The following is a 24,117-nucleotide window of genomic DNA, read 5'->3' on the forward strand; positions in this document are numbered from 1 at the left end:
GCGTCCTGCCTCCGCGTCGCCAAGGTCGCGTCGCGAAAGCCACTTTCGCAACCTTCAACGTTGCGAAAGCCACTTTCGCAACCTCTCGGGTGCCCGGAGTGCGTCCTGCCTCCGCGTCGCCAAGGTCGCGTCGCGAAAGCCACTTTCGCGACCTCTGATGTCCCGAAAGTGGCTTTCGCGACGTCGCCGTGGGCTCAGGTCGAGATGTCCGCCGTCCGCGCCCGCCAGGCCCGCGCCTTCTCCCGGTTCCCGCAGGCCCGCATCGAGCACCACGTCCTCGACCGGTTCCGCGATTCGTCGTAGAACGCCCAAAGACAGTCGTCCGCCGGGCAGATCTTGAGCCGGATCCACTCCCCGAGCACGGTCAGCCGCGTCGACGCCGCCATCACCGCCTCGCAGACCGTTTCCGAGACCAGCAGCGGACCTTCCGGGCCGAGGACGATCTCCGCCGGCGCGCGCAGGCCGAGCCGGGGCAGCCGGGGGTCGCCGATCGCGGCCCGCAGCGCGTCCCGGGTTTCGCGCGCGGCCGCGGGGGTATCCGCGCGAAGCCGATGATCCCGGGCCCAGTGTTGCCAGGACTCCAGATCGTCCAGGAGGTCGGTGCCGCGTTCGACGTTCACCGTGTTCAGAAACTCGACCACCAGGGACGCGTCGGTGTTCACCTTCCCCAGTGTACGGGCGGCACCGGTTGTCATCGGCCCTGATAACCCGCATACTCAGTTCACTGGTTACTCGATCATTCTGGAGGCTGAACCATGGGTGCGGTACCGACCTTCGGCGCGGTGGCCCTCGACTGCCCGGACCCGGTCGCGCTGGCGGAGTTCTACCGCGAGCTGCTCGACTGGCAGGCGGCCGAAGTCGCCGAAGACGGCCATTGGGTGACCCTGCGGAACCCGGAGGGCGGCGCGCGGTTCTCGTTCCAGCGTGTGCCCGACTACCGGCCGCCCGCGTGGCCGTCCGCCGAGAACCCGCAGCAGGCCCACGTCGACCTCGACGTCACCGACATGGAGGCCGCTCACGAGCGCGCGCTGAAGATCGGCGCGAAGCTGCTCGACGACTCCCCGGAGACCTTCCGGGTGTACGCGGATCCGGTCGGGCACCCGTTTTGTCTGTGCGCCTGCTGACCTCGGACCCGAAAAATGCGTAATCTCTGATACGTGATTTGTCCGAAGTGCCAGAACGTCATGAAGACCGTCGACAAGAACGGCATCCACATCGACCAGTGCCAGGGGTGCCGCGGCATCTTCCTGGACAGGGGTGAGCTGGAAGCCATCGCCGGTGCCGAGAACTCGTACTACGGCGGAGGGCACCAGCCGCCCCCGCCGTACCAGGGAGGTGGACACGCGCCGGCGCCGCACTACGGACGGCCGGACTCCCCGCGGCCGCATCGCGGCGGCTACGCGGACTCGCCGAAGGGCTACCGGGGCGGTTACGCCGACTCGCCCAGGGGGCATCGCGGCGGCTACGCGGACTCGCCCCACGGTTACGGCCACAAGCGTCGTAAGGGCGGCTTCCTCGAGGGCCTCTTCGACTGACCGTGGTCCTCGATCTCAAGATCTGCCCGGCCTGCGGTGATCGCGCCGAACGGCCACGAGTCGAGAGCGGGCTGCTGGTGTGCGCGGTATGCGCGCACCAGTGGCCGTTCCGGCGCCTTCCGCTCTTCGCGCTGACCGGCCCGAGCGGCGCCGGCAAGTCGACGGTCGGGCCGCGGCTCGCGGAACGCCTCGGCGATCTCGCACTCGTGGTCGAGCAGGACGTGTTGTGGACCGGGGCGCTGCGGGACGACGTCCCCGGCCATCCCGCGTTCCGTTCGACCTGGCTGCGGATGGCGGCGATGCTGCACCAGAACGGGCGGCCGGTCGTGCTCTGCGGCACCGTCGCGCCGCCCGAGTTCGAGCGTTTGCCCGAGCGCGTCTTCTTCTCCGACATCCACTACCTGGCGCTCGTCAGCGAGCCCGAAGCGCTGCGCAAGCGTTTGCTCGCGCGGCCGGCCTGGCGCGAATGGGACGAGGAGCGCGTCGAGGAGATGCTGGAGTTCAACGAGTGGCTGCAAGCGGAAGCGCCCTCGATGGATCCGCCGGTCGAGTTGTTCGACACCACCCACATCCCGGTGGACGACGCCGTCGACCACGTCGAGAAGTGGGTGCGAGGCCTGCTTTCAGGGACGCAGCGGCCAAACGCGGCCATCGGGTGAATCCAGCCAGATCACCTGGTCTTCGCCGTCGAGGCTGAGCCCGAACCGGTCCCGCCCCGGCTCGCCGAGGGCGAGCCAGTCCTCGTGGGCCGCCTCGACGATCTCCCAGAGCCGCCGTGGGCCGCCTTCGGCCACCTCGAACTCGCCGCCCCGCTGCCGATGCCGCATCCATGAGCCGTCCGGGTGGACCAACGTGGTGCTCTGGCCCGCTCGCGCGGCCGTCACGCCGGGGAGGTGGAGCCCGGCGAAGAACTCGAAGCGGCTGCGGATTTCGGTGATCACTCCCATCGGCAGCTTGGTCGGCCGCCAGGAGACGTCGCCTTCGAGCGCCTTCGACGGCTTGAAGCGGTGCGCGCGCAGCGGCATGAAGCGACCGTCGCGGGCGAGCACCCGCCCGTGTCCTGTCGCGCCTTCGCCCGCGACGATCCGGACGAGCCCGCCGCCGATCGGCCGGTTCAGCGTGGTGACGATCAGCCCGCCCGGCACCGTCTGCTCCAGCCACGCGGGCGGGATCGACGAAACCGAACAGGTGCACAGGACCCGGTCGTAGAGCACGCCGGCCGGGAAGCCCTCGGCGCCGTCGGCCGCCGCGCACGATGGCGCGTACCCGATCTCCGCCAGACGTTCGCGCGCGGCGTCGACCAGTTCCGGATCGATGTCCACTGTGTACACGAGCCCGGAGCCGAGCCGATGGCACAGCAGAGCGGTGTTGTAACCGGTGCCCGTGCCGATCTCCAGTACGCGATGCCCGTCGGCGACCCGGAGCTCTTCGAGCATGATCGCCATGATCGACGGCTGGCTGGACGAACTCGTCGGCGTTCCCGGCTGGGCGCCGAGATAGCGCGCCCGTTCCCAGAGACCGGAATCGTCGTCGAGCTGGACGACCAGCACGTCGGGGGAGTACACGCGCCGGAGCCATTCCTCGTCGCCGCTTTCGACCGCGGCCCAGCCGTTCGCCGCCGGGACGAAGAACCGCGGCAGGAAGACGTGTCTCGGCACGGAGCGGAACGCGGTCATCCAGCGCGCGTCGTGCAGCACGCCCTCGGCGAGCAGATGCTCGACGAGGCGCCGCCGCAGCCGCGTCGCGTTCGACATCCCTCCACGGTAGCGGGGTGAGCACCAACACACCCGATGGTTGCAAGCAGAGTGCTTGCAATTGCTAGCACCCGCGCGTAGCGTTGAAGACGTCGCGAGGAGGTGACCGATGTCAGACATCGACCGGGATCAGCCCGCATCGGGTGGGCCGATGGAGAAGGTCGCGGACATCGCTTCCGACATCGGCGAGTACATCCGCCAGCAGCGCAGCAACGCGAAGATCTCCTTGCGGCAGCTGTCGAAACTCGCCGGCGTGTCCAATCCGTACCTGAGCCAGATCGAGCGCGGGGTCCGCAAGCCCAGCGCGGAGATCCTGCAGCAGATCGCCAAGGGCCTGCGCATCTCGGCCGAGGCGCTCTACGTGCAAGCGGGAATCCTCGATCTGCCCATGGGCGGCCCGGTCGGCGACGCGATCCGTGCCGACACCGAGCTGACCGAACGGCAGAAGCAGGTCCTGCTCGACGTCTACGAATCGTTCCGCCGAGAGAACGCCGCCGCGAAGCCAGAGCCGGTGGCGCCAACCCGAGAACAAGCCGCCGAATCCAAGGAGTCAGCATGACCACCGCCACGAAGAACGACCGCAAGCACACCGCCCTCGACCAGGTCCGCACGCCGCTGCTGGCGGCGCTGGGCGCCGGCAACCTGGCGGGCCAGGCCGTCGTCGACGCCGTGGCCAAGGCCAAGGAGAAGGTCGTCGAGGGCAGCGAGAGCGCCCGCAAGAACATCGAGGAGCTCCCGCACGACGTCGAGGGTCTCCGCGAGAAGCTGGACCCGGCCGAGCTGCGCAAGGTCATCGACGAGTACACCGAAGCCGCGCTGAAGCTGTACAACAAGCTGGCCGAGTCCGGTGAGCAGGCGTGGGACAAGATCGCCGCGCAGCCGCAGGTCAAGAAGGCCATCGAGCAGCTCGAGGACGCGATCAGCACCGCGCAGGACCGCGTCGAGGGTGCGACGACCGACGCCCGCGAGCGCATCGACACCGTGCTCGGCAAGGTCACCAAGGGCACCCGTTCCGTCGGCGAGAAGACCGCCCGCAAGGTGACCGAGGTCGCCGGCGAGATCGCCGACGAGGTCGAGGAGATCGGCGACGACCTCGCGCACGAGACCCGCTCGGCTTCGCGCAAGGTCGCCAACAAGACCGCGCCGAAGACCACGGCCACCGCGCGCCGCACCACCACCAGCCCGGCCGCCAAGAAGCCGGCCACCGCGCCGAAGACCACCGAGAAGTAAGGTCCGCGTGAACTCCGGGGCCCCCGGCACCGCCTTCGGTGCCGGGGGCCCGGGTCATTCGCCCGGTTTGACGTAAGCTGAGTTCGTGTTCGTTGCCACCTGGATCCTCATCGCCATCCATTGGGGCGGCGCGCTGACGGGGCTGTTCGCTTTCGTGCATGCGCTGTTGCAGCGCGCGGACGCGTATTCGGCCGCCGATCGGAAGACCAAGCCCATCTGGATGCTCATCACCGGCGGATCCACCGTGGTGCTGACCTTCTTCCAGTTCTACGGCGGCGGCATGATCCTGTGGCTGCCCGCGCTGGTCGCGGTCCTGGTCTACCTCGTGGACGTGCGTCCCAAGCTCATCGAGGTGCAACGCGGCGGCCGTAACTGGTGATTAAGGTGGGCCTGTGACCACCTGGACCATCGCCGGAAGCCTCACCGTCGTCCCCGCCCTCTCCCGCACGGACCTGCTCGCCGAGCCCGTCGCCAAGGCGCTCGCCGCCCTGCCCGATCCGGACGCCGTCGGCGTCGTCGAGATCGACGCCGAGCTGGCCGACACCGCCGCCTTCTGCGAGGCGTACGGCTCACCGCTTTCCGCGTCCGCGAACTGCGTCGTCGTCGCCGGCAAACGTGCCGGTGAGGTCCGCTTCGCCGCCGCGATGATCCTCGCCACCACCCGCGCCGACGTGAACGGCGTGATCAAACGCCGTCTCGACGTCCGCAAGGCTTCCTTCGCCCCGATGGACGAGGCCGTCTCGCTCACCGGAATGGAGTACGGCGGCATCACGCCGGTCGGGTTGCCCGCGGAGTGGCCGATCCTGATCGACCAGCGCGTCGCCGACGAACCCGAACTGGTCATCGGCAGCGGAATCCGCGGCGGCAAGCTGCTGATCCCTGGCCCGGTCCTCGCGTCCCTGCCGGGTGCCGAGGTGATCGACGGGCTCGCGCGCCCCGTCGAGTGAGGCTGTCCACAAAGGACTTCTCGCTGGCTTCGGCCTTCGAGGCCGGGGCACTGGAGATCGATCCCGCGTTGCTGGCGAAGCTCGGGGAGAACCGCGCCCGAGTCCTCGCCGCGCTGGACGAGCGCCCCGTCTACGGCGTGAACACCGGGATGGGGCGGCTCGCGGGGATCGCCGCGCCCGCGTCGAGCGCGCACCAGCGGAACCTGCTGATCGGCCGTGCCGTCGGCGGTCCGCCGTGGCTCTCGGCAGGCGAAGTGCGGTGGCTGCTGCTTGTGCGCCTGCGGGATCTGCTCGCGCCGGAGGCGGGCGCGAGCCCCGAGCTGGTGACGTTCCTTGTCGACCGACTGAACGAGGGGTTCACGCCCGCCGTACCGCGGACGGGGCTGGGCAGCGCCGGCGAGATCATCCCGCTGGCGCACGCCTTCCAGACCTTCCTCGGCGTCGGGACCGTGCTGGTGGACGGCGTCGAGACGCCTGCGGCGCAGGTGCTGGCGGAGCCGTACGAGCCGGGGCTCAAGGAGGCCGCGACCCTCATCCAGGGCTCGCCGCTGGCGGAGACGCTCGCGGCGTTCGCGCGGACCGAGGTCCAGCAGGTGGCGGACCTCGAGACGCTGGCCGCCGCGATCGCGATCGACGTTCTCGGTGCGCCGCAAGCGGTCTATCGCCCCGCGTCGGCGGGAGACGATCGGGTGCTGGAGTCGGTGCTGTACGAGATCGGCGGCCTGCTCGACGGTGCCACGGAGCGCCAGGGAGTCGTCCAGGCGCCGGTCTCCGTGCGGGTCGCGCCGCGGGCGATCGCCCATCTGACGCGGGTGAACGGTGAGCTGGGTGAGGTCCTGCGGCGTTCGGCGCCGACGGACTCGCCCGCCTTCCTCGACGGCGAATTCGTGTCCACGACGGGATTCCACGCCGTCGAACTCGGGCTGCGGATGGACGCGGTGACGGCGGCGCTGGTGCATCTCGGCGAAGTGAGCGTGCAGCGGACGCACCGGTTGCTCGACGAACGGTTCAGCGGCCTGCCCGCGCAGCTCGCGGTGGCACCGGGGCCGCAGGCGGGGCTGATCCCGTTGCACAAACGCGCGGTGGGGGAACTGCACGCCCTGCGGCGGCTGGCCACACCCGCGACCCTGGGCTCCGTCGACACTTCCGGCGGACAGGAGGACGTGCAGGCGTTCGCCTGGGCGGCGGGGAATCAGCTCCGTGACGCATGCGCGCGGATGTTCGCCATCACCGCCTGCGAGCTGATCACGGGTTCGCAGGCGCGGTGGCTGGCGGCCGGTGACGGCTCGCCCCGGCTTCGTGCCGCTTACGAGTGGCTGAGTGGGCTGGTGCCGCCTGTCGAAGAGGATCGGTCCTTGGGGCCGGAGGTGGCGGCTATGGTCGCCGTGCTGCGGGATTCGTACTTCAACGACCTGACGACGTTGGACTAGGTGCGGGCATCCGCGCGGGACTGGATCGCCAGCCCGCGCGGGGTCACCCAACGCGTGACGAGCGCGAAAACGCCTTCGCACACCAAAGCCAGCACGACGACCGCGATGCCACCCGCCAGGATCTCGCCGTGGCCGGGTTCGCCGAGGGCGAAACCGTCCACAATGTACCGCCCGAGCCCGCCGCCGTCGTTGACGATCGCGCCGATCGCGACCGTCGCCACCAGTTGCAGGAACGCGACGCGGGCACCCGCGAGGATGACCGGAGACGCGAGCGGCAACTCCAGGCGCAGCATGATCTGCCACTCGCGGTGGCCGGTGCCGCGCGCGGCGTCGACGGTTTCCTGCTCCAGCTGGATGACGCCCGCGTAGGTGTTCGTGAACAACGGCGGCAGCGCCAAGGCCACCAGCGCGAGCATCAACGGCCAGAAGCTCGTGTCCGCTTCGAGGCGGGCGGCCAGGAACCAGAACAGGATCACCAGCCCGAAGCTGGGGATCGCGCGGCCGATGTTCACCGCGCTCGTGGCGAGGAACTGCGCGCGGCGGTAGTGCGCCAGCCACAACGCGGGCGGGATCGTCAGCACGGCGGAGATCGCCAGCGCCAGCAAGGAGAACTGGAGATGCTCGACCGTCCGGTACGGCACGCCCGCCGGATCGGTCCAGCTCCAGCGGTTCGGTTCGCCGAACCACTCGATGGTCTGGTCGATGATGCTCATCGCGACGCCGCCTTCCGCGACCACGGTGCCAGCGCGCGCCCGCCGAGCCACAGCAGCAGATCGACCACCACGGCCAGCACCACGGAAAGCCCGACGCCGACGATGATCGACGTCGGATTCGGCGTCGCGGTCTGGATGCCGTTGCGGATGAAGTACCCCAGGCCGCCCTTGCCGAGCATGGAAGTCACCGTCACGAGCCCGATCGTGGTCACCGCCGCGACCCGCAGGCCCGCGATCACCACCGGCAGCGCGAGCGGGAGTTCGACCTGCCACAGCAGCCGCGCACGCGTGAAACCCATGCCTATCGCGGCTTCGCGGACTTCCTTGGGCACCTGTTCGACGCCGGTGACGATGTTGCGGATGAGGATCAGCAACGTGTACGTGGCCAAGGGAATCACCGCGGTGGTGAAGGACGTCAGCCCGGTGAAGGGCACCAGTACGGCGAAGGCGCCGAGGCTCGGGATGACGTACAACGAACCCGCCGTGCCCAGCGCGATGACGTAGAACCACCTGCGACGCAGCGAAACCACGGAAACACCGATCGACACCACCAGCCCGATGGCGAGCGCCGCCGCGGTCAGCGTGATGTGCTCACCGAGCCGCTCGAAGATCTCGTCGAGGTTGCGGTCCACCCACCGCCACTCGAAGAGCGGCCGTCCGCCTTGGGCGGGAACGGGGAACACGGAGGATGCTCGCACCGGCCGACCTTACCCCGATCGGGCGGCCGGATTCCGTTCTCTGGGAGCGGACGGGGTGCAACTCTCAAAATGTGGATTCTTGTCGTGGCCCGGGGATACGGTTCTTTCCTCTGACGAGTCATAGGAGTGTGTGCACGTGCGCTGGACACGGAATGTTCGAGTGGGCGCGGTGCTCGCCGCCGCCATCCTCGGTATGACCGCCTGTGGGGGCGGCGGAGACGACGCGGCGGCCCCGCCCGCGCCGAGCAAGGGCGGGGCGCCGATCGTGGTGGCGTCCTTCAACTTCACCGACAGCGTGATCCTCGCCGAGCTGTACGCGAACGCGTTGGAGGCCGAGGGTTTCCCGATCACTCGCAAGCTGAACCTCGCTACGCGCGAGCTGATCTACCCGGCGCTGAAATCCGGCGAACTCCAGTTCATCCCGGAATACCAGGGCGCCGCCATCACAACCGGATACGGGAAGGAAGCCGCGAAGGACGCGGCGGCCGAGCACGAGCAGCTCAGGAAGTTGTTCGAGCCCGACGGCATCGCCCTGCTGGAACAGTCGCCGGCGGAGAACAAGAACACCTACATCGTGAAGGCCGACCTCGCCAAGGAGAAGGGTCTCGCGAAGATCAGCGACCTGTCCAAGCTCGACAACGTCATCGTCGCGGGCGGGCCGGAGTGCGCGGAGCGGCTCCCCTGCTTCAAGGGCTTCACGGACGTCTACAAGCTGAAGGCCACCTTCCAGGCCGTGCAGGAGGCGGGCCCGCGCGTGGAGCAGCTGCGGTCCGGCAAGGTCACCGTCATCCCGGTCGACTCGGTGAGCCCGCTCGTCGGCGACCCGCAGTTCGTGGCGCTGGAGGACGACCTCGGCATCGTGCCGACCGAGAACGTCGTGCCCGCGGTGAACAAGAAGGTCCTCGACGAACGCGGCGCCGACTTCGTGGCCGCGGTCAACGCGGTGAGCAAGGCCCTCGACACCGCGCAGCTGCGTGAGCTGAACAAGCGCGTCGACTCGGACGGCGAGAAGCCGGCCGACGTCGCGAAGGAGTGGCTGAAGGAGAAGTCCCTCATCTGAGCCCTCGCGCGATGAAAGGTCCCTTCCTTGTGAAACTCGCGAGGAAGGGACCTTTCATCGCGTCCGGAGGCGGGCCCTGAGGTTGCGAAAGCCACTTTCGCAACCTTCAACGTTGCGAAAGTGGCTTTCGCAACCTTCGGCCGCTCTGCGCCGCCGTACTCGCCGAGGGGTCGCCCGCTCCCCCTGCGGGCACCGGTGGAATCGTGGACGCTGTCGTTGCACCACGGGTGAAAGGGAGTGGGATGGGAAAGGTCACGGCCATCGCGGAGCGCACCATCGAGGCGCCGGCGGACAAGGTCAGGGCGCTCGTCGCGGACTACGCCGAAACCCGGCCGAAGCTGCTCACCGAGCACTACCGCGACTACGAGGTCACCGAAGGCGGGGTCGGCGCGGGCACGAAGGCGCGCTGGAAGCTGCAGGCCACGTCGAAGCGCGTGCGTGACGTCGCGGCGACGGTGACCGAGCCGTCCGAAGGCACCATCGTCGAGACCGACGCGAACTCCAGCATGGTCACCACCTGGACCGTCCGCGAGGTGCCGGACGGCAGCGTCGTCCGCATCGAGACGACCTGGGACGGCGCGGGCGGCATCGGCGGCTTCTTCGAGAAGACCTTCGCGCCCGGCGGGCTCAAGCGGATCTACGAGGGAGTCCTCGGCAAACTCGCCGAGGTCGTGTAGTCCTCACCACAACCGGAATGGTCGCCCCGGTTCGCTCGTTGTACCCGGCGTGAATACGGGGCGATCGCCCCGCTTGAGCGACAGACTTGGAGTTACCTCGTGAACGCAACCGAGATCCGGCTCGCCTCCCGTCCGCACGGCGTCCCCACGCTCGAGAACTTCGAGATCGCCGACGTCGAGATCCCGGTGCCGGGCGAAGGGGAGATCCTGGTCCGCAACCAGGTGCTGAGCGTCGACCCGTACATGCGTGGCCGGATGAGCAGCGCGAAGTCCTACGCCGAACCGTACGAGGTCGGCAAGGTCATGCACGGCGGCGCCGTCGGTGAAGTACTCGAGTCCACCGTGGACGATTTCCAGCCCGGCGACATCGTGTTGCACGGCCTCGGCTGGCGTTCGCACGCCGTCGTCGCCGCGAAGCACGCGGTGAAGGTCGACCCCGAAGCCGCGCCGGTCACCGCGTACCTCGGTGTCCTCGGCATGACCGGTCTCACCGCGTACGCCGGACTGCTCGACGTCGCGGAGTTCAAGGAGGGCGACACCGTCTTCGTGTCCGGCGCGGCGGGCGCCGTCGGGTCCGTCGTCGGCCAGCTCGCGAAGCTGAAGGGCGCGAAGCGGGTCATCGGCAGCGCGGGCACCGACGAAAAGGTCAAGTGGCTGACCGACGAACTCGGTTTCGACGCGGCGTTCAACTACAAGGACGCCCCGGTCGTCGAGCAGCTGCGCGCGGCGGCGCCCGAAGGCATCGACGTGTACTTCGACAACGTCGGCGGCGAGCACCTCGAAGCCGCGATCGACTCGATCAACCTGCACGGCCGGATGGCGATCTGCGGGATGATCTCGGTCTACAACAACACCGAACCGGCCGCGGCGCCGCGCAACCTCGCGTCGATCATCGCGAAGCGGTTCACCATGCGCGGCATGCTGGTCGGCGACCACTTCGCGCTGCAGCCGCAGTTCGTCAAGGAGGTCGCGCCGCTGGTCGCCTCCGGTGAGCTCAAGTACTCGGAGACCATTGTGGACGGTATCCGCAACGCGCCGCAGGCCTTCCTGGACCTGCTGGGCGGGGCGAACACCGGCAAGATGCTGGTCCGCGTCTGACCTGAAGCGAAGGAGGCTTTCCCCGCGTCTCGTGCGAGGAAAGCGTCCTTCGGCTCAGTACTGCGTCGTGAGCGCGCCTTCCGTCAGCGCGGCGTCCAGCGCCTCCGCCGACATGTCCAGCTTCATCTGGTCGCGGAAGATCTGGCCGGCGGTCGGCAGGCTGGAACGCTCCGGCCAGGTTTCCGGCTTCCACAGCGAAGACCGCAGGAAAGCCTTGGCGCAGTGCATGTACAGCTCTTCGACCTCGACCATGATCGCCAGCGCGGGGCGCTTGCCCTTGACCACGAGGTCGTCGAAGAACGGCGCGTCCGCGACCAGTTTCGCGCGGCCGTTGATCCGCAGCGTCTCGTTCATCCCCGGGATCACGAACAGCAGCCCGGCGTGCGGGTTCTCGAGGATGTTGGTCTGGCTGTCGAGCAGCTTGTTGCCCGGGCGGTCCGCCAGCACCAGCGTCCGGTCGTCGAGCACCTTCACCGAACCGGCCGGGTCGCCCCGCGGGGAGACGTCACAGGTCCCGTCGGACGACGCCGTCGCCAGCAGGTAGAACGGCGAGTGTTCGATCAGCGTGCGCGCGTGCGGATCGAGGAAGGGGATGATCTTCCCCTTGGTGCGCTCGGCCGGATGGCCGAGGTGCTCACGCAGCGCTTCGCGCGTCTCGATCACTTTGATCTCTGAGGTCCCCATGACCCCAGTCAACCACTAGGCGCTGCCCTGTGGGTCTGTCCGCGGTCTTCGCGCCCAGGTGCTCCCTGACGGCACGGGCGGGCTCGGCCGAGTACGACCCGGTACGAGGCCGACCCGCCCGCACCGTCAGGAACCACCTGGATCACGAAGCCCATCGAACAGACCCACAGGACAGCGCCTAGAAGACCACCGTCCGGTTCCCGTGGACCAGCACGCGGCCTTCGAGGTGCCACCGCAGTCCGCGCGCCAGCGTCACCTTTTCGATGTCGCGGCCCTTGCGGACCATGTCCTCGACGGAGTCGCCGTGGTCGACCCGGATGACGTCCTGGTCGACGATCGGGCCCGCGTCGAGGTCCGCGGTGACGTAGTGGCAGGTCGCGCCGATGAGCTTCACCCCGCGCGCGTGGGCCTGGTGGTACGGCCGCGCGCCGACGAACGACGGCAGGAAGCTGTGGTGGATGTTGAGCGCCCGCCCGGCCCACGCCTCGCACAGTTCCGGCGGCAGGACCTGCATGAACCGGGCGAGGACGACGGCGTGCGGGTCGTGCTCGTCGACGAGCTTCCGCACTTCCGCGAAGGCGGACGCCTTGGCCGCGGCGTCACCGGCGGGGAACGGGACGTGGTGGAACGGGATGCCGTGGGCGCGGGTGATGTCGCCCAGCGACGCGTGGTTGCCGATGACGGCGGCGACGTCGACGTCCAGCTCCCCGGAGGCGACCCGGCCGAGGAGGTCGTAGAGGCAGTGCCCGGCCTTGGAGACGAGGATCACGGCGCGACGCCGCTCACCGGTGTCGCTGACCTGCCAGCTGGACTCGGCCGAAAGCGACTTCGCGACGTCGGCGAAGCGGGTGCGCAGTTCGGCGGCGTCGAACGGCAGCGAGTCGGCGCGGACGACCTGGCGGGTGAAGAACCAGCCGGTGTCGGGGTCCGTGTGGTACGCCGCCTCGACGATCCAGCCGCCGTGTTCGGCGAGGAAACCCGAGATACGGGCGATGATGCCGGTGCGGTCGGGGCAGCCGAAGGAGATCACATAGCGACGTTCAGGGTTCGACACGGACCCCATTGTCGCTGGTCTCGGCCGCCGCGCGGCGCCGGGTCAGTATCCGGACGCGGACCCGCCGCCCGACCTCGATCGCCGCGACCAGCAGCAGGCCGAGCGCGAAGGACAGCAGAAGGCCCTTCTCCGGCTCGTCCGCGAAGGCGGCTCCGCCGACGAGGCCGATGAGGACGCTGTACACCGCCCAGATGCTCGCGCCGAGGGCGTCGAGCGGGACGAACTTGCGCGGCGGGTAGCCGAGGCTGCCGTTGGCGAGCCCGCTCGCGACCCGGCCTCCGGGCAGGTAGCGGGCGGCGAGGATCAGCAGGACGGCGTTGCGCCGGACCTGGATCTTCGCCCATTCGTAGCGCCGGACCCCGTCCGGGCCGCGCTGCAGGCGGGCGAGCGCTCGCGGACCCGCGGCCGCGCCGACGGTGTAGCCGAGGCAGTCGCCCAGCCAGGCCCCGAGCGCGGCGATCAGCGCGAGCAGCGCCAGCTGCGGGAAGTCCGTGCCGATCAGGACGGCGACGGTGATGACCGTGGTCTCGCTCGGCATGAACGGCAGGAGCGCGTCCAACCCGGACACGAGGAACACGATCACCCACAGCCAGGGCGATCCGAGCGTGCCCTCGAGCAGCCCGGTGACGTACTCCAGCAGTTCCACGGTTCCATGGTGATCACCGCAGGTCGCATTGGGGTGACGGAGCGGGGTTCGACCGGTGAATTCCTAGTCCGGGGCCACCGACGACCACGGCACGGTGAGTTCACCGAGCCGCCACCGCGACGGCCGGTTCAGCACCGGCCAGCCCCGCGCGGTGAGCAGGTGGACGGCGTGCGCCCAGCGGGCGCGGACGCCGAAGTTCTGGTGCGGCGCCGCCGTCGCCCAGCAGATGTCCAAAATGGACAGTAGTTCGTGGACCCGTTCGCCGGGAACGTTGCGGTGGATGAGGATCTTGGGCAGTCGTTCGGCCACTGTGGACGGACGTTCCAGGCTGGCGAGATGGACGGACAGGGTCAGGCTGCGTGGCCCGCCGGAGCCGACCGCGACCCACGTGCTGAGCCGCCCGATCTCGTCGCAGGTGCCTTCGACGAGCAGTCCGCCCGGCGCCATCGCGTCCAGCATCAGCGACCAGGCGCCCGGGACCTCGGCCTCGTCGTACTGGCGCAGCACGTTGAACGCGCGCACCAGCACCGGCCGCGTCCCGGCGAGTTCGAAGCCGCCGCGCCGGAAGTCCAGCCACGGCCGGTCGACGGCGGTTTGCGCGACGGCGACCCGTTCGGCGTCCAGCTCCAGGCCAAGGACCCGGACGTCGCGCCGGACGGTGCGCAGCCGGCGCGCCATCTCGACGGTGGTCACGGGTGAGGCGCCGTAGCCGAGGTCCACCACGAGCGGTTCGTCCGCGCGATGCAGCAGCCCGGTCACGGCAGGGTCGCTCGCGAGCCAGCGGTCGACGCGGCGGAGCCGGTTGGGGTTGGTCGTGCCCCGTGTCGGTGCCCCGACCGGTTTCAGCGCTCGGCCAGCCACTTCGCGACGAATTCGGCCTCGCGTTCCAGCAGCTTGGTGACCTGTTCGGCGATCACGCCTTCCAGCTTCCCGCCGACGAACGGGATCCGCACCTTGACCTCGCCGCTGTTGACCAGCGTCGTCCGCTCGCCTTCGCCGGTCAGCGACGTCTTGGCGGTGATCTCGCCCGGCACGCCCGAGACCGACGCCGTCGCGGTGCCGGTGTAGCCGGATCCGGCGGCCTTCCAGGTCTGCTCCCGCTCGACGATCAGATCGCCCCGGTGCAGCGTCCGCACGGCCGACGGGAGCTTGTCCGAGCTGATGCCCTGGCGCAGCTTGTAGCGCACGCCGTCCCCGGCCGGGGCGTACTCCAGCAGCTCCGCGTCGTCGCCGCCGATCTGCTCCAGCCTCGCCCGCAGCGCCGCCTCGCCGGCGACCGCGTCGAACGTGGTCGCGAGGTCTGCGGAGAACGTCGATCGGTGCTCGATACGGGAGGCCATGGCGCCAGACAGTACCGTTCACGGGCGTGAGCACTGCCGAAACTCCCACCCTCGCCGACCACACCACGTTGCGCCTCGGCGGTCCGGCACGGCGTTATGCCGAGGCGAAGACCGTGGAGGCCCTGGTCGACGCGGTCCGCGAGGCCGACGACGCCGGTGAGCCGATCCTGCTGCTCGGCGGCGGCTCGAACCTCGTCGTCGCCGACGACGGTTTCGCGGGCACGGTGCTGAAGGTCGGCACGACCGGCTGGACACGTGACGGGGATCTCGTCGAGGTCGCGGCGGGGGAGAACTGGGACGGTTTCGTCGAGGATCTGGTCGCGAAGGGCCTCGGCGGGCTCGAATGCCTGTCCGGGATCCCCGGTTCGGTCGGTGCGACACCGATCCAGAACGTCGGCGCGTACGGCTGCGAGGTGGCCGAGTCACTGGTCTCGGTCGACCTCTACGACCGCGCCGCCCGCGAGATCCGCACGCTGAGCGCCGAAGAGCTCGGCTTCGGCTACCGCACGTCGATCCTGAAGGGGACCGACGCGGGCGTCGTGCTCACCGTGCGTTTCAAGGTCACCGAAGACGGCCTCTCCGCCCCGATCCGCTACGCCGAACTCGCCCGCACGCTCGGTGTCGAGATCGGTGACCGGGTCCCGGCGGCCGAGGCACGCGAAGCCGTCCTCGGGCTGCGTCGCGGCAAGGGCATGGTCCTGGACGCCGACGACCACGACACGTGGAGCGCGGGCTCGTTCTTCACCAACCCGATCATCGGGGAGGCGCGGCTGGCGAAGGTGCTGGCGGGGATCGTGGAGGTGGTCGGCGAGGACGTGCGCGTGCCGCAGTACCCGGCGCCCGGCGGCACGAAGCTGTCCGCCGCGTGGCTGATCGAGCGGGCCGGGTTCGCGAAGGGGCACGAAGGGCCCGGCGGCAGGGTCTCGCTGTCGACGAAGCACACGCTCGCGCTCACGAACCGGGGTAAAGCCTCGACAGAGGACCTTCTCGCTCTGGGGCGCGAAGTGCGCGACGGCGTCGAAGCTCGCTTCGGCGTTTCGCTGCACCCGGAACCTCTTTTGATCAACTGCTCGCTCTAGCCCTCGCCCGCATTCAGCGGACGAAATGCGGGAGGGTGAACAACCCCGTGCCGGTCTTGCGCGTCTATCCCCGTGAGGGGCGCGGGTGACTTCCGTCGCCGCGGGTAACGTCGGAGAGGTTCCCAGCGCTGAGCGGGTAGGGGCTCGCGGGGAGACGGGGATCTTCATGGGAGGTACACGTGATCGAACGGCGCACGGTGTTCAAGGCCGCGCTCGCCGCGGGGGCGGCCGCGCTGGCCGCTGCCTGCTCCAGCGGAGAAGGCGGTAACGCCAAGCCCGAAGGCAGCGGCGGGGAGCAGAACGCCGCCCCGGTCGCCAAGATCACCGCCGAACCCGCCGCCGACGCCAAGGACGCCTCCGTGGTGACGCCGGTCGTCGTGAAGGTCGCCGACGGCAAGCTCACCGAGGTCAAGGTCACCGGGGACGGCGGCAAGGACGTCAAGGGCGAGCTTTCCCCCGACGGGCTCACCTGGACCAGCACCGAGGTCCTCGGCTACGGCAAGACGTACACGTACGCCGCGAAGGCCACCGGCAGCGACAACAAGCCCGCCGAGTTCAAGGGTTCGTTCAGCACGGTCAAACCCGCCAAGGAGGTTCGCGCCACGCTGAACCCGACCGACGACGCCGAGGTCGGCGTCGCGATGCCGATCAGCGTGAAGTTCGCGTCCCCGGTCAAGGACAAGGCGGCCGCCGAAAAGGCGCTCACGGTGAAGACCGACAAGGACGTCGAGGGTTCCTGGGGCTGGCTGTCGGACACACAGGTCGACTGGCGGCCCAAGGAGTACTGGCCCGCGAACATCAAGGTCAACGTCGAGGCGAAGCTCTACGGCGTCGCGCTCGGCGGCGGCGCGTACGGCAAGGCCGACGTGACCACCGAGTTCAAGATCGGCCGCAACCAGGTGGTCAAGATCAACACCCCGGACCACGTGATGAAGGTCTACCGGGGCGGCGCGGAATCGGCGAGCTACCCGTGCTCGAACGGCCTCGACTCCGACGTCCAGCGCAACACCCCGAACGGCACGTTCATCGTGATGACGAAGGAGCCGACGGCGCGGTTCGACAACGCGCGCTACGGCTACACCAACGTCAACAAGAAGTGGGCCTGCCGGATCTCGAACAACGGCGAGTACATCCACGAGAACCAGGACAACGCGGCGAACATCGGCAAGGCCAACACCTCGCACGGCTGCGTGAACCTGCTCGACTCGGACGCGAAGAAGTACTTCGACTCGGCCATGATCGGCGACCCGGTCGAGATCACCGGTTCGAAACTGGGCAGCCCGACCAAATCGGACGTCAAGGACTGGTTCTACGACTGGAAGTCCTGGAAGGCCCTTTCCGCGATCAAGTAGCCAAGTGACATCAAGTAGCCAAGTGACAAGGGCGCCGGTGGCCGTTCGGTACAGGTGGTCGTGAGTGGCGTTTCGGGTTCTAACCCGAAACGCCACTCACGACCAACCCGGCCGACCTCATAAAGTGCGGGCATGAAGACCGAGGTAGTCGGCTACGGCGGGACCCGCATCGGCTTGTGGGTCGAGGGCGCCGAGAACACCCGTCCGATCGTGTTCGTGCACGGCTGGGCCCAGTCCGCCAAGGCCTGGGCACCGCAGCTGGCGGATCCCGCGCTCAGCGAACGATTCCGCCTGGTGGCGATGGATCTGCGCGGTCACGGCGACTCCGAGGTGCCCTCCGCCGGATACGACGATCCGCGCGTCTGGGCCGAAGACCTCGCCTCGGTTCTCGACTTCGCCGGTGAGGACGCGATCGTCGTCGGCTGGTCCTACGGCGGCCTGGTGATCACCGACTACCTCCGCGTGCACGGCTCGTCGAGGCTCGGTGGCATCGTTTTTGTGGGCGCCATCACAGAAATCGGCAAGAACCGGCCCGGCGGCAAGGTCGGGCCCGCCATGCGTGAGGCCATCCCGGCGGTGCTTTCGGACGATCCGGCGGTCGCGATTCCCGCGTTGGTGCAGTTCAGCGGGCGGATGACGGCCGCCCCGGTGTCCGGCACGCTCGCCCAATCGTTGCTCGGCGCCTGTCTCTCGACCCCGCCCGCGGTGCGCTCCGCGCTGTTCCGGCGCGACATCGGGAGCGAGGACGTACTTCGCGATCTGGACAAACCGACACTTATCGTCCATGGTCTCGCGGACGCTGTGATCGATCCGACGTCCGCGGAATACGCGGCGGGGAAGATTCAGGGGGCTGTCGTGCGTTGGCTACCTGAGGTGGGGCATCTGCCGTTCGCCGAAGCGGCGGACGAGTTCGGTGATCTACTGCGCCGGTTCGCCGATCAGTAGGACTTCGGGAGTGTTGACCAGGTGACGATCCCCCTGTACGGGTTCGACGCCGCGCCCAGGCGCGTCGCGGTGCTGTCGTTGCACACCTCTCCGCTGGAGCAGCCGGGCACCGGCGACGCCGGCGGAATGAACGTCTACGTGAGCCAGACCGCCACCGAGATGGCCCGCCGCGGCGTCGAGGTCGAGGTGTTCACGCGGGCGACGTCCTCGGATCAGCCGCCGATCGCCGAGCTGGCGCCCGGCGTGCTGGTCCGGCACATCCCGGCCGGGCCGTTCGAGCCGCTGGGACGCGACGAGCTGCCCGCGCAGCTCTGCGCGTTCACCGCCGGGATGCTGCGGGCCGAGGCGTTCCACGAGCCGGGCTACTACGACCTCATCCATTCGCACTACTGGCTTTCCGGCCAGGCGGGCTGGCTCGCCCGCGACCGCTGGGGCGTGCCGCTGGTGCACACCGCGCACACCCTGGCCAAGGTCAAGAACGCCGCGCTCGCCGACGGCGACACCCCGGAGCCGCGCACCCGCGTGATCGGCGAGGAGCAGGTCGTCGAGGAGGCGGACTGCCTGGTCGCGAACACCCGCGTCGAGGCCCGCGAGCTGATCGAGCTGTACGACGCCGACCCGCATTCCGTGCACGCCATCCCGCCCGGCGTCGACCTCGACCGGTTCACCCCCGGATCCCGGCCCGCCGCGCGCCGGGCGCTCGGGCTGCCGCAGGACGCGATCGTGCTGGCCTTCGCGGGCCGCATCCAGCCGTTGAAGGCGCCGGACGTCCTTCTGCTTGCCGCGGCCGAAATGCTGCGCGAGCGGCCGGAGCTGGCGTCGCGGCTGGTGGTGCTGATCGTCGGCGGCCCGTCCGGGACCGGGCTGGAGCAGCCGCAGGCCCTGCGCGAACTGGCCGTCTCCCTCGGGATCGGGGAGCAGACCCGGTTCATGCCGCCGCAGCCCGGCCAGTCGCTGGTCGACGTCTACCGCGCGGCCGACATCGTCGCCGTGCCGAGCTACAACGAGTCGTTCGGGCTGGTCGCGCTCGAAGCGCAGGCCTGCGGGACGCCGGTGATCGCGGCCGAGGTCGGCGGGCTGCCGGTCGCGGTGCCGCACGGGGTTTCCGGGCTGCTCGTGCCGTCGCACGACCCGAAGGACTGGGCCGGCGCGCTCGCGAACGTCGCGCTACGGCCCGGCTGGCGTGCCGAGCTTTCGGCCAACGCCGTCGTCCACGCGCGGCGCTTCTCCTGGAGCCGTACGACGGACCGGCTGCTGGACACGTACGCTCAGGCGACCGGCGCGTTCCGGCGTGCCCTCGAACAGCGCGCGGAGGTGGCGGTTTGACGCTCGACGAGACCTTGCGGTCCTCTTTGGACAATGCGGGCCTGGAATACGAAAGGCGTGGCGAGGGAAAGTACTTCGTCACCCTGCCCGGTACGAAGAAGCTGCAGACCAACTGCTGGCTGGTCGCCGGGGACCACGCCTTCGCCGTCGAAGCCTTCGTCTGCCGCCGTCCCGATGAGTCCCATGAGGACGTTTACCGGTTCCTGTTGCGCCGCAACGCGAAGCTGTACGGCGTGCACTACACCGTGGACGCGATGGGCGACATCTACCTGGTCGGCCGGTTCGGCCTGGACACGGTCACCGAGTCCGAGCTGGACAAGATCCTCGGGCAGGTGCTGGAAGCCGCCGACGGCGATTTCAACACGTTGCTGGAGCTCGGTTTCGCGGAATCGATCAAACGCGAATGGGATTGGCGCGTTTCCCGTGGCGAATCGCTCGCGAACCTTCAGGCGTTCAAACATCTCGTCGAACCTTCGAACGGACACGAACCCGGAGCCTTGACCGACTCGTGACCCGAATGGTGCAACGGGTCTGAGCCCGGCTCCGTCTCTTTCCGCGACACTGGAGGGAGACGGTCTTGATGCGCAAGCGAATGAGATGGGTCGCCGCCGCCGGCATCGTGCTGGCAGTGGCGGGCTGTTCGGCGAACGATTCCGGCGGCAGCAGTGAATCCGCCGGGATGCCGATGTCGGCCGACACCAAGCAGGCCGTGCCGAACCAAGGGCCGGCGAACAAAGAGGGCACCGACAGCAAGGCGGGTTCGGGCAAGGCCCCGGCGCCGGCGGGGCAGCCGGGCATCGCCGACCGCAAGCTGGTTCGCACGGCGAGCCTGGAGCTCACCGCGCCGAACGTCGCCGACGTGATCTCGCAGGTGCGCGTCATCACCCAGGGCGCCGCCGGCTACACGGGGCAGGAGAGCACCCAGGAGAAGCGGGCTTCGGTCAACGTCATCGTGCCCGCCGAGCGTCTCGACGGCGTGCTCGATCAGCTGGGGAAGCTCGGGAAGCAGGTCAAACGCGAGGTCACCGCGACGGACGTGACCGAGCAGATGGTCGACGTCGATTCGCGGCTGGCCACCCAGCGGGCGAGCGTCGAGCGCATCCGCGCGCTGCTCGCGAGGGCGACGTCGGTCTCGGAGATCGCCTCGGTCGAGAGTGAGCTGACGAGCCGGGAGGCCGAGCTCGAGTCGCTGCAGAAGCGGCGCGAAAGCCTGGCCGGAAGTGTCGCCATGTCGACCATCTCCCTGCAGGTGAAGGCGGAGACCGTCGCGGCGGCGGAGGAATCCCGCAGCGGGTTCCTCGGCGGCCTGGGCGACGGCTGGGACGCGTTTCTGACCTTCGGCGGCGGCCTGCTGACCGTGCTCGGCGCGATGGTGCCGTTCCTGCTGGTCTTCGGTGTACCCGCGGCCGCGCTGGTGTGGTGGCTCCGCAAGCGGCGCCGTCCGGCGGAGCCCGCGATGGCGACCGCTTCGGATCTGCCGTCCGCGCCCCCACTGGACTGAGAGCCGATCATGCGTGCTTGAAGCCGTAACACGCGTGCCTGAAGCCGTAACACGCGTGATCGGGGCCGTAACTCGCGTGTCTCGGGGCGGAAGTCTCGAGGGCGTGAGTTACGGCCTCAAGCACGTGAGTTACGGCTTCAATCACGCGTGTTCGGGGCTGCAGCCCGAGAAGAGAACAGGCGGGACGGCTCGAGGGAGGGGGGAGTCGCGATCTCGAGCCGCCCCGCTGAAGTTCCCGCCAAGGTGGACCCGGTGACGAGGGGGATGCCAACGGGGCCGGCGGGCGCCGCGACTCGGCAGGGGGGAGACGAGTCGCGGTCGTCACCCGCGTCGAACCGGGGAGTGCGTGGAATCCGGCCGCGCGGGACGTAGTCAACCTGTCAGATCTCCACCTGTAATCACAAGACTACCGGTTACTCCGTTCGAGTGAACTTGGAAAACGGGGATAACGGAGTGCAGCCTGATTTCCGGGGAACTGGACTTGTTGGCAGCCCGTCTTCTGGACGGGTGAAGGTGTTACTCGCGGGTAACGCACTCTCCGTAGAAACAAAGCGAAGCGCGGCCCTCTGACCGGCGCTTCCGCTCGCTCTGGCAGGCTGAACCCCATGGCTGAGCTTGGGACTCTGGTGCTGCTGCGTCACGGGCAGAGCACGTGGAACGCCGAAAACCTGTTCACCGGCTGGGTGGACGTGCCGCTGTCCGAGCAGGGCGAGCAGGAGGCCCGCAAGGGCGGGCAGCTCCTCGCGGAGTCCGGTCTGCTGCCGGACGTCGTCCACACGTCGCTGATGCGCCGGGCGATCTCGACCGCCAACCTGGCGCTCGACGCCGCCGACCGGCACTGGATCCCGGTGAAGCGCGACTGGCGCCTCAACGAGCGGCACTACGGCGCGCTGCAGGGCAAGAACAAGAAGCAGACCCTCGACGAGTTCGGCGAGGAGCAGTTCATGCTCTGGCGCCGTTCCTATGACACCCCGCCGCCCCCGATCGACCCGGCCGACGAGTTCAGCCAGGTGGGCGACGCGCGCTACGCCGACCTCGGTGACGCCGCCCCGCTGACCGAATGCCTCAAGGACGTCGTCGCGCGCCTGCTGCCGTACTGGGAGTCCGCGATCGTGCCGGATCTGCGCGCGGGCAAGACCGTGCTGGTCGCCGCGCACGGCAACTCGCTGCGCGCGCTGGTGAAGCACCTCGACGGCATCTCCGACGACGCGATCGCCGGGCTCAACATCCCGACCGGCATCCCGCTGCGCTACGACCTCACCGAGGACCTCAAGCCGGTCACCGCCGGCGGGACCTACCTGGACCCGGAGGCCGCCAAGGAGGCCGCGGCCGCCGTCGCCAACCAGGGCCGCTAGACCCACGCAATTCGTCCTCTGGATGCGGTAGTTCGCTCTCGAACCACCGCATTCAGAGGACGAATTGCGTCAGGGGAGGGGCTGGACCGATTCGACCCCCGCGGCCTTCCAGCCCTCGGGCAGCCGCTGGAGGCGCAGGACGATCGGCAGGTATCGCTTCGTCGTCTGCCCGGCCGCGTCCTTGACGTCCGTCGTCGCGAAGAGCAGCACGCTCGCCTTGTCGTCCACGACCTCCATGACCGCGGTCGCCGGGTTCGGCGCCAGCGACGTCTTCGTGCCGCTGGACCGGATCTGGTTCAGCCGCGCCGCCTTGCCCTGCTGGAACTGCGTCAACAGCTGCCCGGTCGACACGGACTCGTAGCGGGCGTACGTGCCTTCGGGGTCGGCCGAGTCCACGTTCAGCAGGGCCTCCGCGGCGCGGAGGGCGCCGTCGCGGGCGGAATCCCGTGTCCTCGCGAACACCCGGTCGCCGGCGCCCGGTTTCTCCGCCGCGGGCGGCGGTACGGACGGGTTCACCTCGACCTTGCCGATCCGCCAGCGGTCGCCTTCGCGCGTGGCCGCGAGCAGCACCGACGCGATGCCCTTGTTCGTGGCGCCCGCCCTGCTACTGCTCTGGTCGAGCACCGTCAGCACCCGCGCCTTGTCCGGCGTCTCCTCGACCGCCGCCGAGACGATCACCTTGGTCTCGAGCTTGATCGGCTCGGCCGACTTCCGGACCTCGGCGAACAGCTTCGCCAGCTCGTCGCGCGCGCTCGGCGTCAGATTGTCGGCGAGCGCCTTCTCGTAGGCGGGCACGGCCGTGCTGTCGTAGGAGAACACCGCTTCCGCGGCCGTCTTCACCGCCGTGAGCACGGACGCCGTCTTCGCCGGATCGACGAGCGCGAGGTTCGCGGGCGGGCTTTCCGGTTCGGGCTGGGCGGTGCCGGAAACCGTGGTGGTGCAGCCAGCGAGCGCGAGCAGCAGGGCGAGCCCCGTCCAGCGTTTCACAGCAGCCCGAGTTCCCGCGCCCGCGCGTCGACCTGGAGCCGCGACGTCACGCCGAGCGCGACCAGCAGTTCCGACACGCGACGCTGATAGGTGCGCACGCCCATGCCGAGACTCTTCGCGGCCTTCTCGTCCTTGCAGCCGGTGGTCAGGAACTCGAGGATCTGCGGCGCCTCCATCCGGATGTCGGCGAACCGCGCGTCGAACGTCTCGAGGGTGGTGGACGCCTGCCAGGCGGTTTCGAACAGCGCCAGGATGCCCTGCACCAGCTCGGGGCGCGAGATGACGCTGTAGGAGCGCACCGCCTTGCCCTCGTCGCCCGCCATGATCGCGACCCGCTCGTCGAGCAGGATCGTCTCGTTGATCTCCTCGGTGCCGATCCGGATCTGCGCGCCGAGTTCGGACAGATGGTGCAGGTGCCGCGCGGTCTGCTCGTTCAGCAGGACGCCGGGGCGGTACAGCTTGCGGATCCGCTTGTCGCGGACCAGCCGTTCCCCCTGCCGGGTGAGCGACGGCCGGGAAAGCGCCCAGGTATAGAGGTCGTCGGCCGCGCACGCGATGTCGGTCGCCGCGACGAACAGATGAGCCGTCCGGTCGAACAGCTCTTCTTCTCCGCGAATCAGGGAGATGTCACTGACGAGTTCCACGGCGACAGTCTTCCAACATTCCCCGGCACCCGTGACGGGAACGTCGCTATTCACCGGTGAGC

28 protein-coding genes and 1 pseudogene are annotated in these 24,117 nt (G+C 69.2%); 18 read left to right on the top strand and 11 right to left on the bottom strand.

Annotated features, from left to right (window positions below):
* Positions 1-194 precede the first annotated feature (194 nt).
* Positions 195-662, bottom strand: coding sequence for a CGNR zinc finger domain-containing protein (locus ACZ1DY_RS02835; RefSeq protein ID WP_371878878.1), 468 nt, complete (start codon positions 660-662; stop codon positions 195-197).
* A gap of 93 nt (positions 663-755) precedes the next feature.
* On the opposite strand from ACZ1DY_RS02835, the gene ACZ1DY_RS02840 reads away from it, so the two are divergent.
* The 3 genes from ACZ1DY_RS02840 to ACZ1DY_RS02850 are packed head-to-tail and all read left to right on the top strand — an operon-like array spanning position 756 to position 2,194.
* Positions 756-1,124, top strand: a complete 369-nt coding sequence (locus ACZ1DY_RS02840; RefSeq protein WP_126733186.1) for a VOC family protein — start codon at positions 756-758, stop codon at positions 1,122-1,124.
* Between the two features lie 33 nt (positions 1,125-1,157).
* Entirely contained in the window at positions 1,158-1,535 is a 378-nt protein-coding gene (locus ACZ1DY_RS02845; RefSeq protein WP_465483540.1) for a TFIIB-type zinc ribbon-containing protein, read from the top strand.
* Positions 1,536-1,537: 2 nt separating this feature from the next.
* The gene (locus ACZ1DY_RS02850) at positions 1,538-2,194 is read left to right on the top strand and encodes a P-loop nucleotide/nucleoside kinase family protein (RefSeq protein ID WP_126733188.1); all 657 of its coding nucleotides are present in this window, start codon (positions 1,538-1,540) and stop codon (positions 2,192-2,194) included.
* Here ACZ1DY_RS02850 and ACZ1DY_RS02855 read toward each other — a convergent pair.
* Positions 2,159-3,289, bottom strand: coding sequence for a methyltransferase domain-containing protein (locus ACZ1DY_RS02855; RefSeq protein WP_465483541.1), 1,131 nt, complete (start codon positions 3,287-3,289; stop codon positions 2,159-2,161). The genes ACZ1DY_RS02850 and ACZ1DY_RS02855 overlap by 36 nt on opposite strands.
* A gap of 151 nt (positions 3,290-3,440) precedes the next feature.
* On the opposite strand from ACZ1DY_RS02855, the gene ACZ1DY_RS02860 reads away from it, so the two are divergent.
* From ACZ1DY_RS02860 to ACZ1DY_RS02880, 5 genes and pseudogenes are all read left to right on the top strand, one after another.
* On the top strand, positions 3,441-3,848 hold the full coding sequence (locus ACZ1DY_RS02860; protein WP_126733366.1) for a helix-turn-helix domain-containing protein: 408 nt from the start codon (positions 3,441-3,443) through the stop codon (positions 3,846-3,848).
* Complete coding sequence (locus ACZ1DY_RS02865) at positions 3,845-4,519, top strand: hypothetical protein (protein WP_457958611.1); 675 nt, start codon at positions 3,845-3,847, stop codon at positions 4,517-4,519. The genes ACZ1DY_RS02860 and ACZ1DY_RS02865 overlap by 4 nt, the downstream gene beginning before the upstream one ends.
* 85 nt (positions 4,520-4,604) lie before the next feature.
* Complete coding sequence (locus tag ACZ1DY_RS02870; protein ID WP_034310520.1) at positions 4,605-4,898, top strand: DUF2516 family protein; 294 nt, start codon at positions 4,605-4,607, stop codon at positions 4,896-4,898.
* A 13-nt stretch (positions 4,899-4,911) separates the two neighbouring features.
* Positions 4,912-5,466: a YbaK/EbsC family protein gene (locus ACZ1DY_RS02875; RefSeq protein ID WP_126733191.1), complete on the top strand. Its 555-nt coding sequence runs from the start codon at positions 4,912-4,914 to the stop codon at positions 5,464-5,466.
* Positions 5,463-6,890 (top strand): annotated as a pseudogene (locus ACZ1DY_RS02880) (aromatic amino acid lyase); the annotation flags it as partial. The gene ACZ1DY_RS02875 and the pseudogene ACZ1DY_RS02880, both read left to right, overlap by 4 nt.
* Positions 6,891-6,892: 2 nt before the next feature.
* On the opposite strand, the gene ACZ1DY_RS02885 reads toward ACZ1DY_RS02880, so the two are convergent.
* Both ACZ1DY_RS02885 and ACZ1DY_RS02890 read right to left on the bottom strand, forming a co-directional pair.
* Entirely contained in the window at positions 6,893-7,609 is a 717-nt protein-coding gene (locus ACZ1DY_RS02885) for an ABC transporter permease (protein WP_126733193.1), read from the bottom strand.
* Entirely contained in the window at positions 7,606-8,292 is a 687-nt protein-coding gene (locus tag ACZ1DY_RS02890; protein WP_185927127.1) for an ABC transporter permease, read from the bottom strand. The genes ACZ1DY_RS02885 and ACZ1DY_RS02890 overlap by 4 nt, the downstream gene beginning before the upstream one ends.
* A gap of 175 nt (positions 8,293-8,467) precedes the next feature.
* Between ACZ1DY_RS02890 and ACZ1DY_RS02895 the strand changes: the two genes are divergently transcribed.
* From ACZ1DY_RS02895 to ACZ1DY_RS02905, 3 genes are all read left to right on the top strand, one after another.
* Positions 8,468-9,367 (top strand): ABC transporter substrate-binding protein, encoded by a 900-nt coding sequence (locus ACZ1DY_RS02895; protein WP_126733195.1) that lies wholly within the window; start codon positions 8,468-8,470, stop codon positions 9,365-9,367.
* Between the two features lie 242 nt (positions 9,368-9,609).
* Positions 9,610-10,044: an SRPBCC family protein gene (locus tag ACZ1DY_RS02900; RefSeq protein ID WP_126733196.1), complete on the top strand. Its 435-nt coding sequence runs from the start codon at positions 9,610-9,612 to the stop codon at positions 10,042-10,044.
* Positions 10,045-10,143: 99 nt separating this feature from the next.
* The gene (locus ACZ1DY_RS02905) at positions 10,144-11,142 is read left to right on the top strand and encodes an NADP-dependent oxidoreductase (RefSeq protein ID WP_465483542.1); all 999 of its coding nucleotides are present in this window, start codon (positions 10,144-10,146) and stop codon (positions 11,140-11,142) included.
* 54 nt (positions 11,143-11,196) lie between these two features.
* On the opposite strand, the gene ACZ1DY_RS02910 is transcribed toward ACZ1DY_RS02905, so the two are convergent.
* From ACZ1DY_RS02910 to ACZ1DY_RS02930, 5 genes are all read right to left on the bottom strand, one after another.
* The gene (locus ACZ1DY_RS02910; RefSeq protein ID WP_192747690.1) at positions 11,197-11,826 is read right to left on the bottom strand and encodes a pyridoxamine 5'-phosphate oxidase family protein; all 630 of its coding nucleotides are present in this window, start codon (positions 11,824-11,826) and stop codon (positions 11,197-11,199) included.
* 178 nt (positions 11,827-12,004) lie between these two features.
* The gene (purU, locus tag ACZ1DY_RS02915; protein WP_192747691.1) at positions 12,005-12,889 is read right to left on the bottom strand and encodes a formyltetrahydrofolate deformylase; all 885 of its coding nucleotides are present in this window, start codon (positions 12,887-12,889) and stop codon (positions 12,005-12,007) included.
* Positions 12,867-13,526, bottom strand: coding sequence for a DedA family protein (locus tag ACZ1DY_RS02920; protein ID WP_257489390.1), 660 nt, complete (start codon positions 13,524-13,526; stop codon positions 12,867-12,869). The genes purU and ACZ1DY_RS02920 overlap by 23 nt, the downstream gene beginning before the upstream one ends.
* A gap of 63 nt (positions 13,527-13,589) precedes the next feature.
* Positions 13,590-14,387, bottom strand: a complete 798-nt coding sequence (locus ACZ1DY_RS02925) for a class I SAM-dependent methyltransferase (protein ID WP_465483543.1) — start codon at positions 14,385-14,387, stop codon at positions 13,590-13,592.
* Positions 14,369-14,866 (bottom strand): DUF2505 domain-containing protein, encoded by a 498-nt coding sequence (locus ACZ1DY_RS02930; protein ID WP_192747693.1) that lies wholly within the window; start codon positions 14,864-14,866, stop codon positions 14,369-14,371. Before ACZ1DY_RS02930 ends, ACZ1DY_RS02925 begins: the two co-directional genes overlap by 19 nt.
* A gap of 26 nt (positions 14,867-14,892) precedes the next feature.
* Between ACZ1DY_RS02930 and ACZ1DY_RS02935 the strand changes: the two genes are divergently transcribed.
* The 7 genes from ACZ1DY_RS02935 to ACZ1DY_RS02965 all read left to right on the top strand — a co-directional run bounded on the left by ACZ1DY_RS02935 (position 14,893) and on the right by ACZ1DY_RS02965 (position 22,424).
* On the top strand, positions 14,893-15,945 hold the full coding sequence (locus tag ACZ1DY_RS02935; RefSeq protein WP_465483544.1) for a UDP-N-acetylmuramate dehydrogenase: 1,053 nt from the start codon (positions 14,893-14,895) through the stop codon (positions 15,943-15,945).
* Between the two features lie 179 nt (positions 15,946-16,124).
* Entirely contained in the window at positions 16,125-17,297 is a 1,173-nt protein-coding gene (locus tag ACZ1DY_RS02940; RefSeq protein ID WP_257489386.1) for a L,D-transpeptidase, read from the top strand.
* Between the two features lie 132 nt (positions 17,298-17,429).
* On the top strand, positions 17,430-18,242 hold the full coding sequence (locus tag ACZ1DY_RS02945; protein ID WP_465483545.1) for an alpha/beta fold hydrolase: 813 nt from the start codon (positions 17,430-17,432) through the stop codon (positions 18,240-18,242).
* A gap of 21 nt (positions 18,243-18,263) precedes the next feature.
* On the top strand, positions 18,264-19,568 hold the full coding sequence (gene mshA / locus ACZ1DY_RS02950; RefSeq protein ID WP_257489384.1) for a D-inositol-3-phosphate glycosyltransferase: 1,305 nt from the start codon (positions 18,264-18,266) through the stop codon (positions 19,566-19,568).
* Positions 19,565-20,080 carry a type III secretion system chaperone family protein gene (locus tag ACZ1DY_RS02955; protein WP_034310547.1) on the top strand — a complete coding sequence of 172 codons (516 nt, stop codon included), beginning with the start codon at positions 19,565-19,567 and terminating at the stop codon, positions 20,078-20,080. Before mshA ends, ACZ1DY_RS02955 begins: the two co-directional genes overlap by 4 nt.
* A gap of 68 nt (positions 20,081-20,148) precedes the next feature.
* The gene (locus ACZ1DY_RS02960; RefSeq protein ID WP_465483546.1) at positions 20,149-21,069 is read left to right on the top strand and encodes a DUF4349 domain-containing protein; all 921 of its coding nucleotides are present in this window, start codon (positions 20,149-20,151) and stop codon (positions 21,067-21,069) included.
* Between the two features lie 605 nt (positions 21,070-21,674).
* The gene (locus ACZ1DY_RS02965) at positions 21,675-22,424 is read left to right on the top strand and encodes a phosphoglyceromutase (protein WP_034310552.1); all 750 of its coding nucleotides are present in this window, start codon (positions 21,675-21,677) and stop codon (positions 22,422-22,424) included.
* 69 nt (positions 22,425-22,493) lie between these two features.
* On the opposite strand, the gene ACZ1DY_RS02970 is transcribed toward ACZ1DY_RS02965, so the two are convergent.
* Together ACZ1DY_RS02970 and ACZ1DY_RS02975 are read right to left on the bottom strand one after the other, a co-directional pair.
* Entirely contained in the window at positions 22,494-23,411 is a 918-nt protein-coding gene (locus ACZ1DY_RS02970; RefSeq protein WP_465483547.1) for a hypothetical protein, read from the bottom strand.
* A complete protein-coding gene (locus tag ACZ1DY_RS02975; protein WP_465483548.1) occupies positions 23,408-24,055 on the bottom strand; it encodes a DNA-binding response regulator in 648 nt (215 codons plus the stop codon). The genes ACZ1DY_RS02970 and ACZ1DY_RS02975 overlap by 4 nt, the downstream gene beginning before the upstream one ends.
* Positions 24,056-24,117: the final 62 nt, after the last annotated feature.

The sequence above is a fragment of the Amycolatopsis sp. PSD-21 genome, from assembly GCF_055561455.1.

What these genes read in the sequence shown, in the direction of transcription:
- ACZ1DY_RS02840 (WP_126733186.1), top strand. Translation starts at nt 756, where the DNA reads ATGGGTGCGGTACCGACCTTCGGCGCGGTGGCCCTCGACTGCCCGGAC.
- ACZ1DY_RS02855 (WP_465483541.1), bottom strand. Translation starts at nt 3,289, where the DNA reads ATGTCGAACGCGACGCGGCTGCGGCGGCGCCTCGTCGAGCATCTGCTC.
- ACZ1DY_RS02860 (WP_126733366.1), top strand. Translation starts at nt 3,441, where the DNA reads ATGGAGAAGGTCGCGGACATCGCTTCCGACATCGGCGAGTACATCCGC.
- ACZ1DY_RS02865 (WP_457958611.1), top strand. Translation starts at nt 3,845, where the DNA reads ATGACCACCGCCACGAAGAACGACCGCAAGCACACCGCCCTCGACCAG.
- ACZ1DY_RS02885 (WP_126733193.1), bottom strand. Translation starts at nt 7,609, where the DNA reads ATGAGCATCATCGACCAGACCATCGAGTGGTTCGGCGAACCGAACCGC.
- ACZ1DY_RS02900 (WP_126733196.1), top strand. Translation starts at nt 9,610, where the DNA reads ATGGGAAAGGTCACGGCCATCGCGGAGCGCACCATCGAGGCGCCGGCG.
- ACZ1DY_RS02910 (WP_192747690.1), bottom strand. Translation starts at nt 11,826, where the DNA reads ATGGGGACCTCAGAGATCAAAGTGATCGAGACGCGCGAAGCGCTGCGT.
- purU (WP_192747691.1), bottom strand. Translation starts at nt 12,889, where the DNA reads ATGGGGTCCGTGTCGAACCCTGAACGTCGCTATGTGATCTCCTTCGGC.
- ACZ1DY_RS02930 (WP_192747693.1), bottom strand. Translation starts at nt 14,866, where the DNA reads ATGGCCTCCCGTATCGAGCACCGATCGACGTTCTCCGCAGACCTCGCG.
- ACZ1DY_RS02945 (WP_465483545.1), top strand. Translation starts at nt 17,430, where the DNA reads ATGAAGACCGAGGTAGTCGGCTACGGCGGGACCCGCATCGGCTTGTGG.
- ACZ1DY_RS02960 (WP_465483546.1), top strand. Translation starts at nt 20,149, where the DNA reads ATGCGCAAGCGAATGAGATGGGTCGCCGCCGCCGGCATCGTGCTGGCA.
- ACZ1DY_RS02965 (WP_034310552.1), top strand. Translation starts at nt 21,675, where the DNA reads ATGGCTGAGCTTGGGACTCTGGTGCTGCTGCGTCACGGGCAGAGCACG.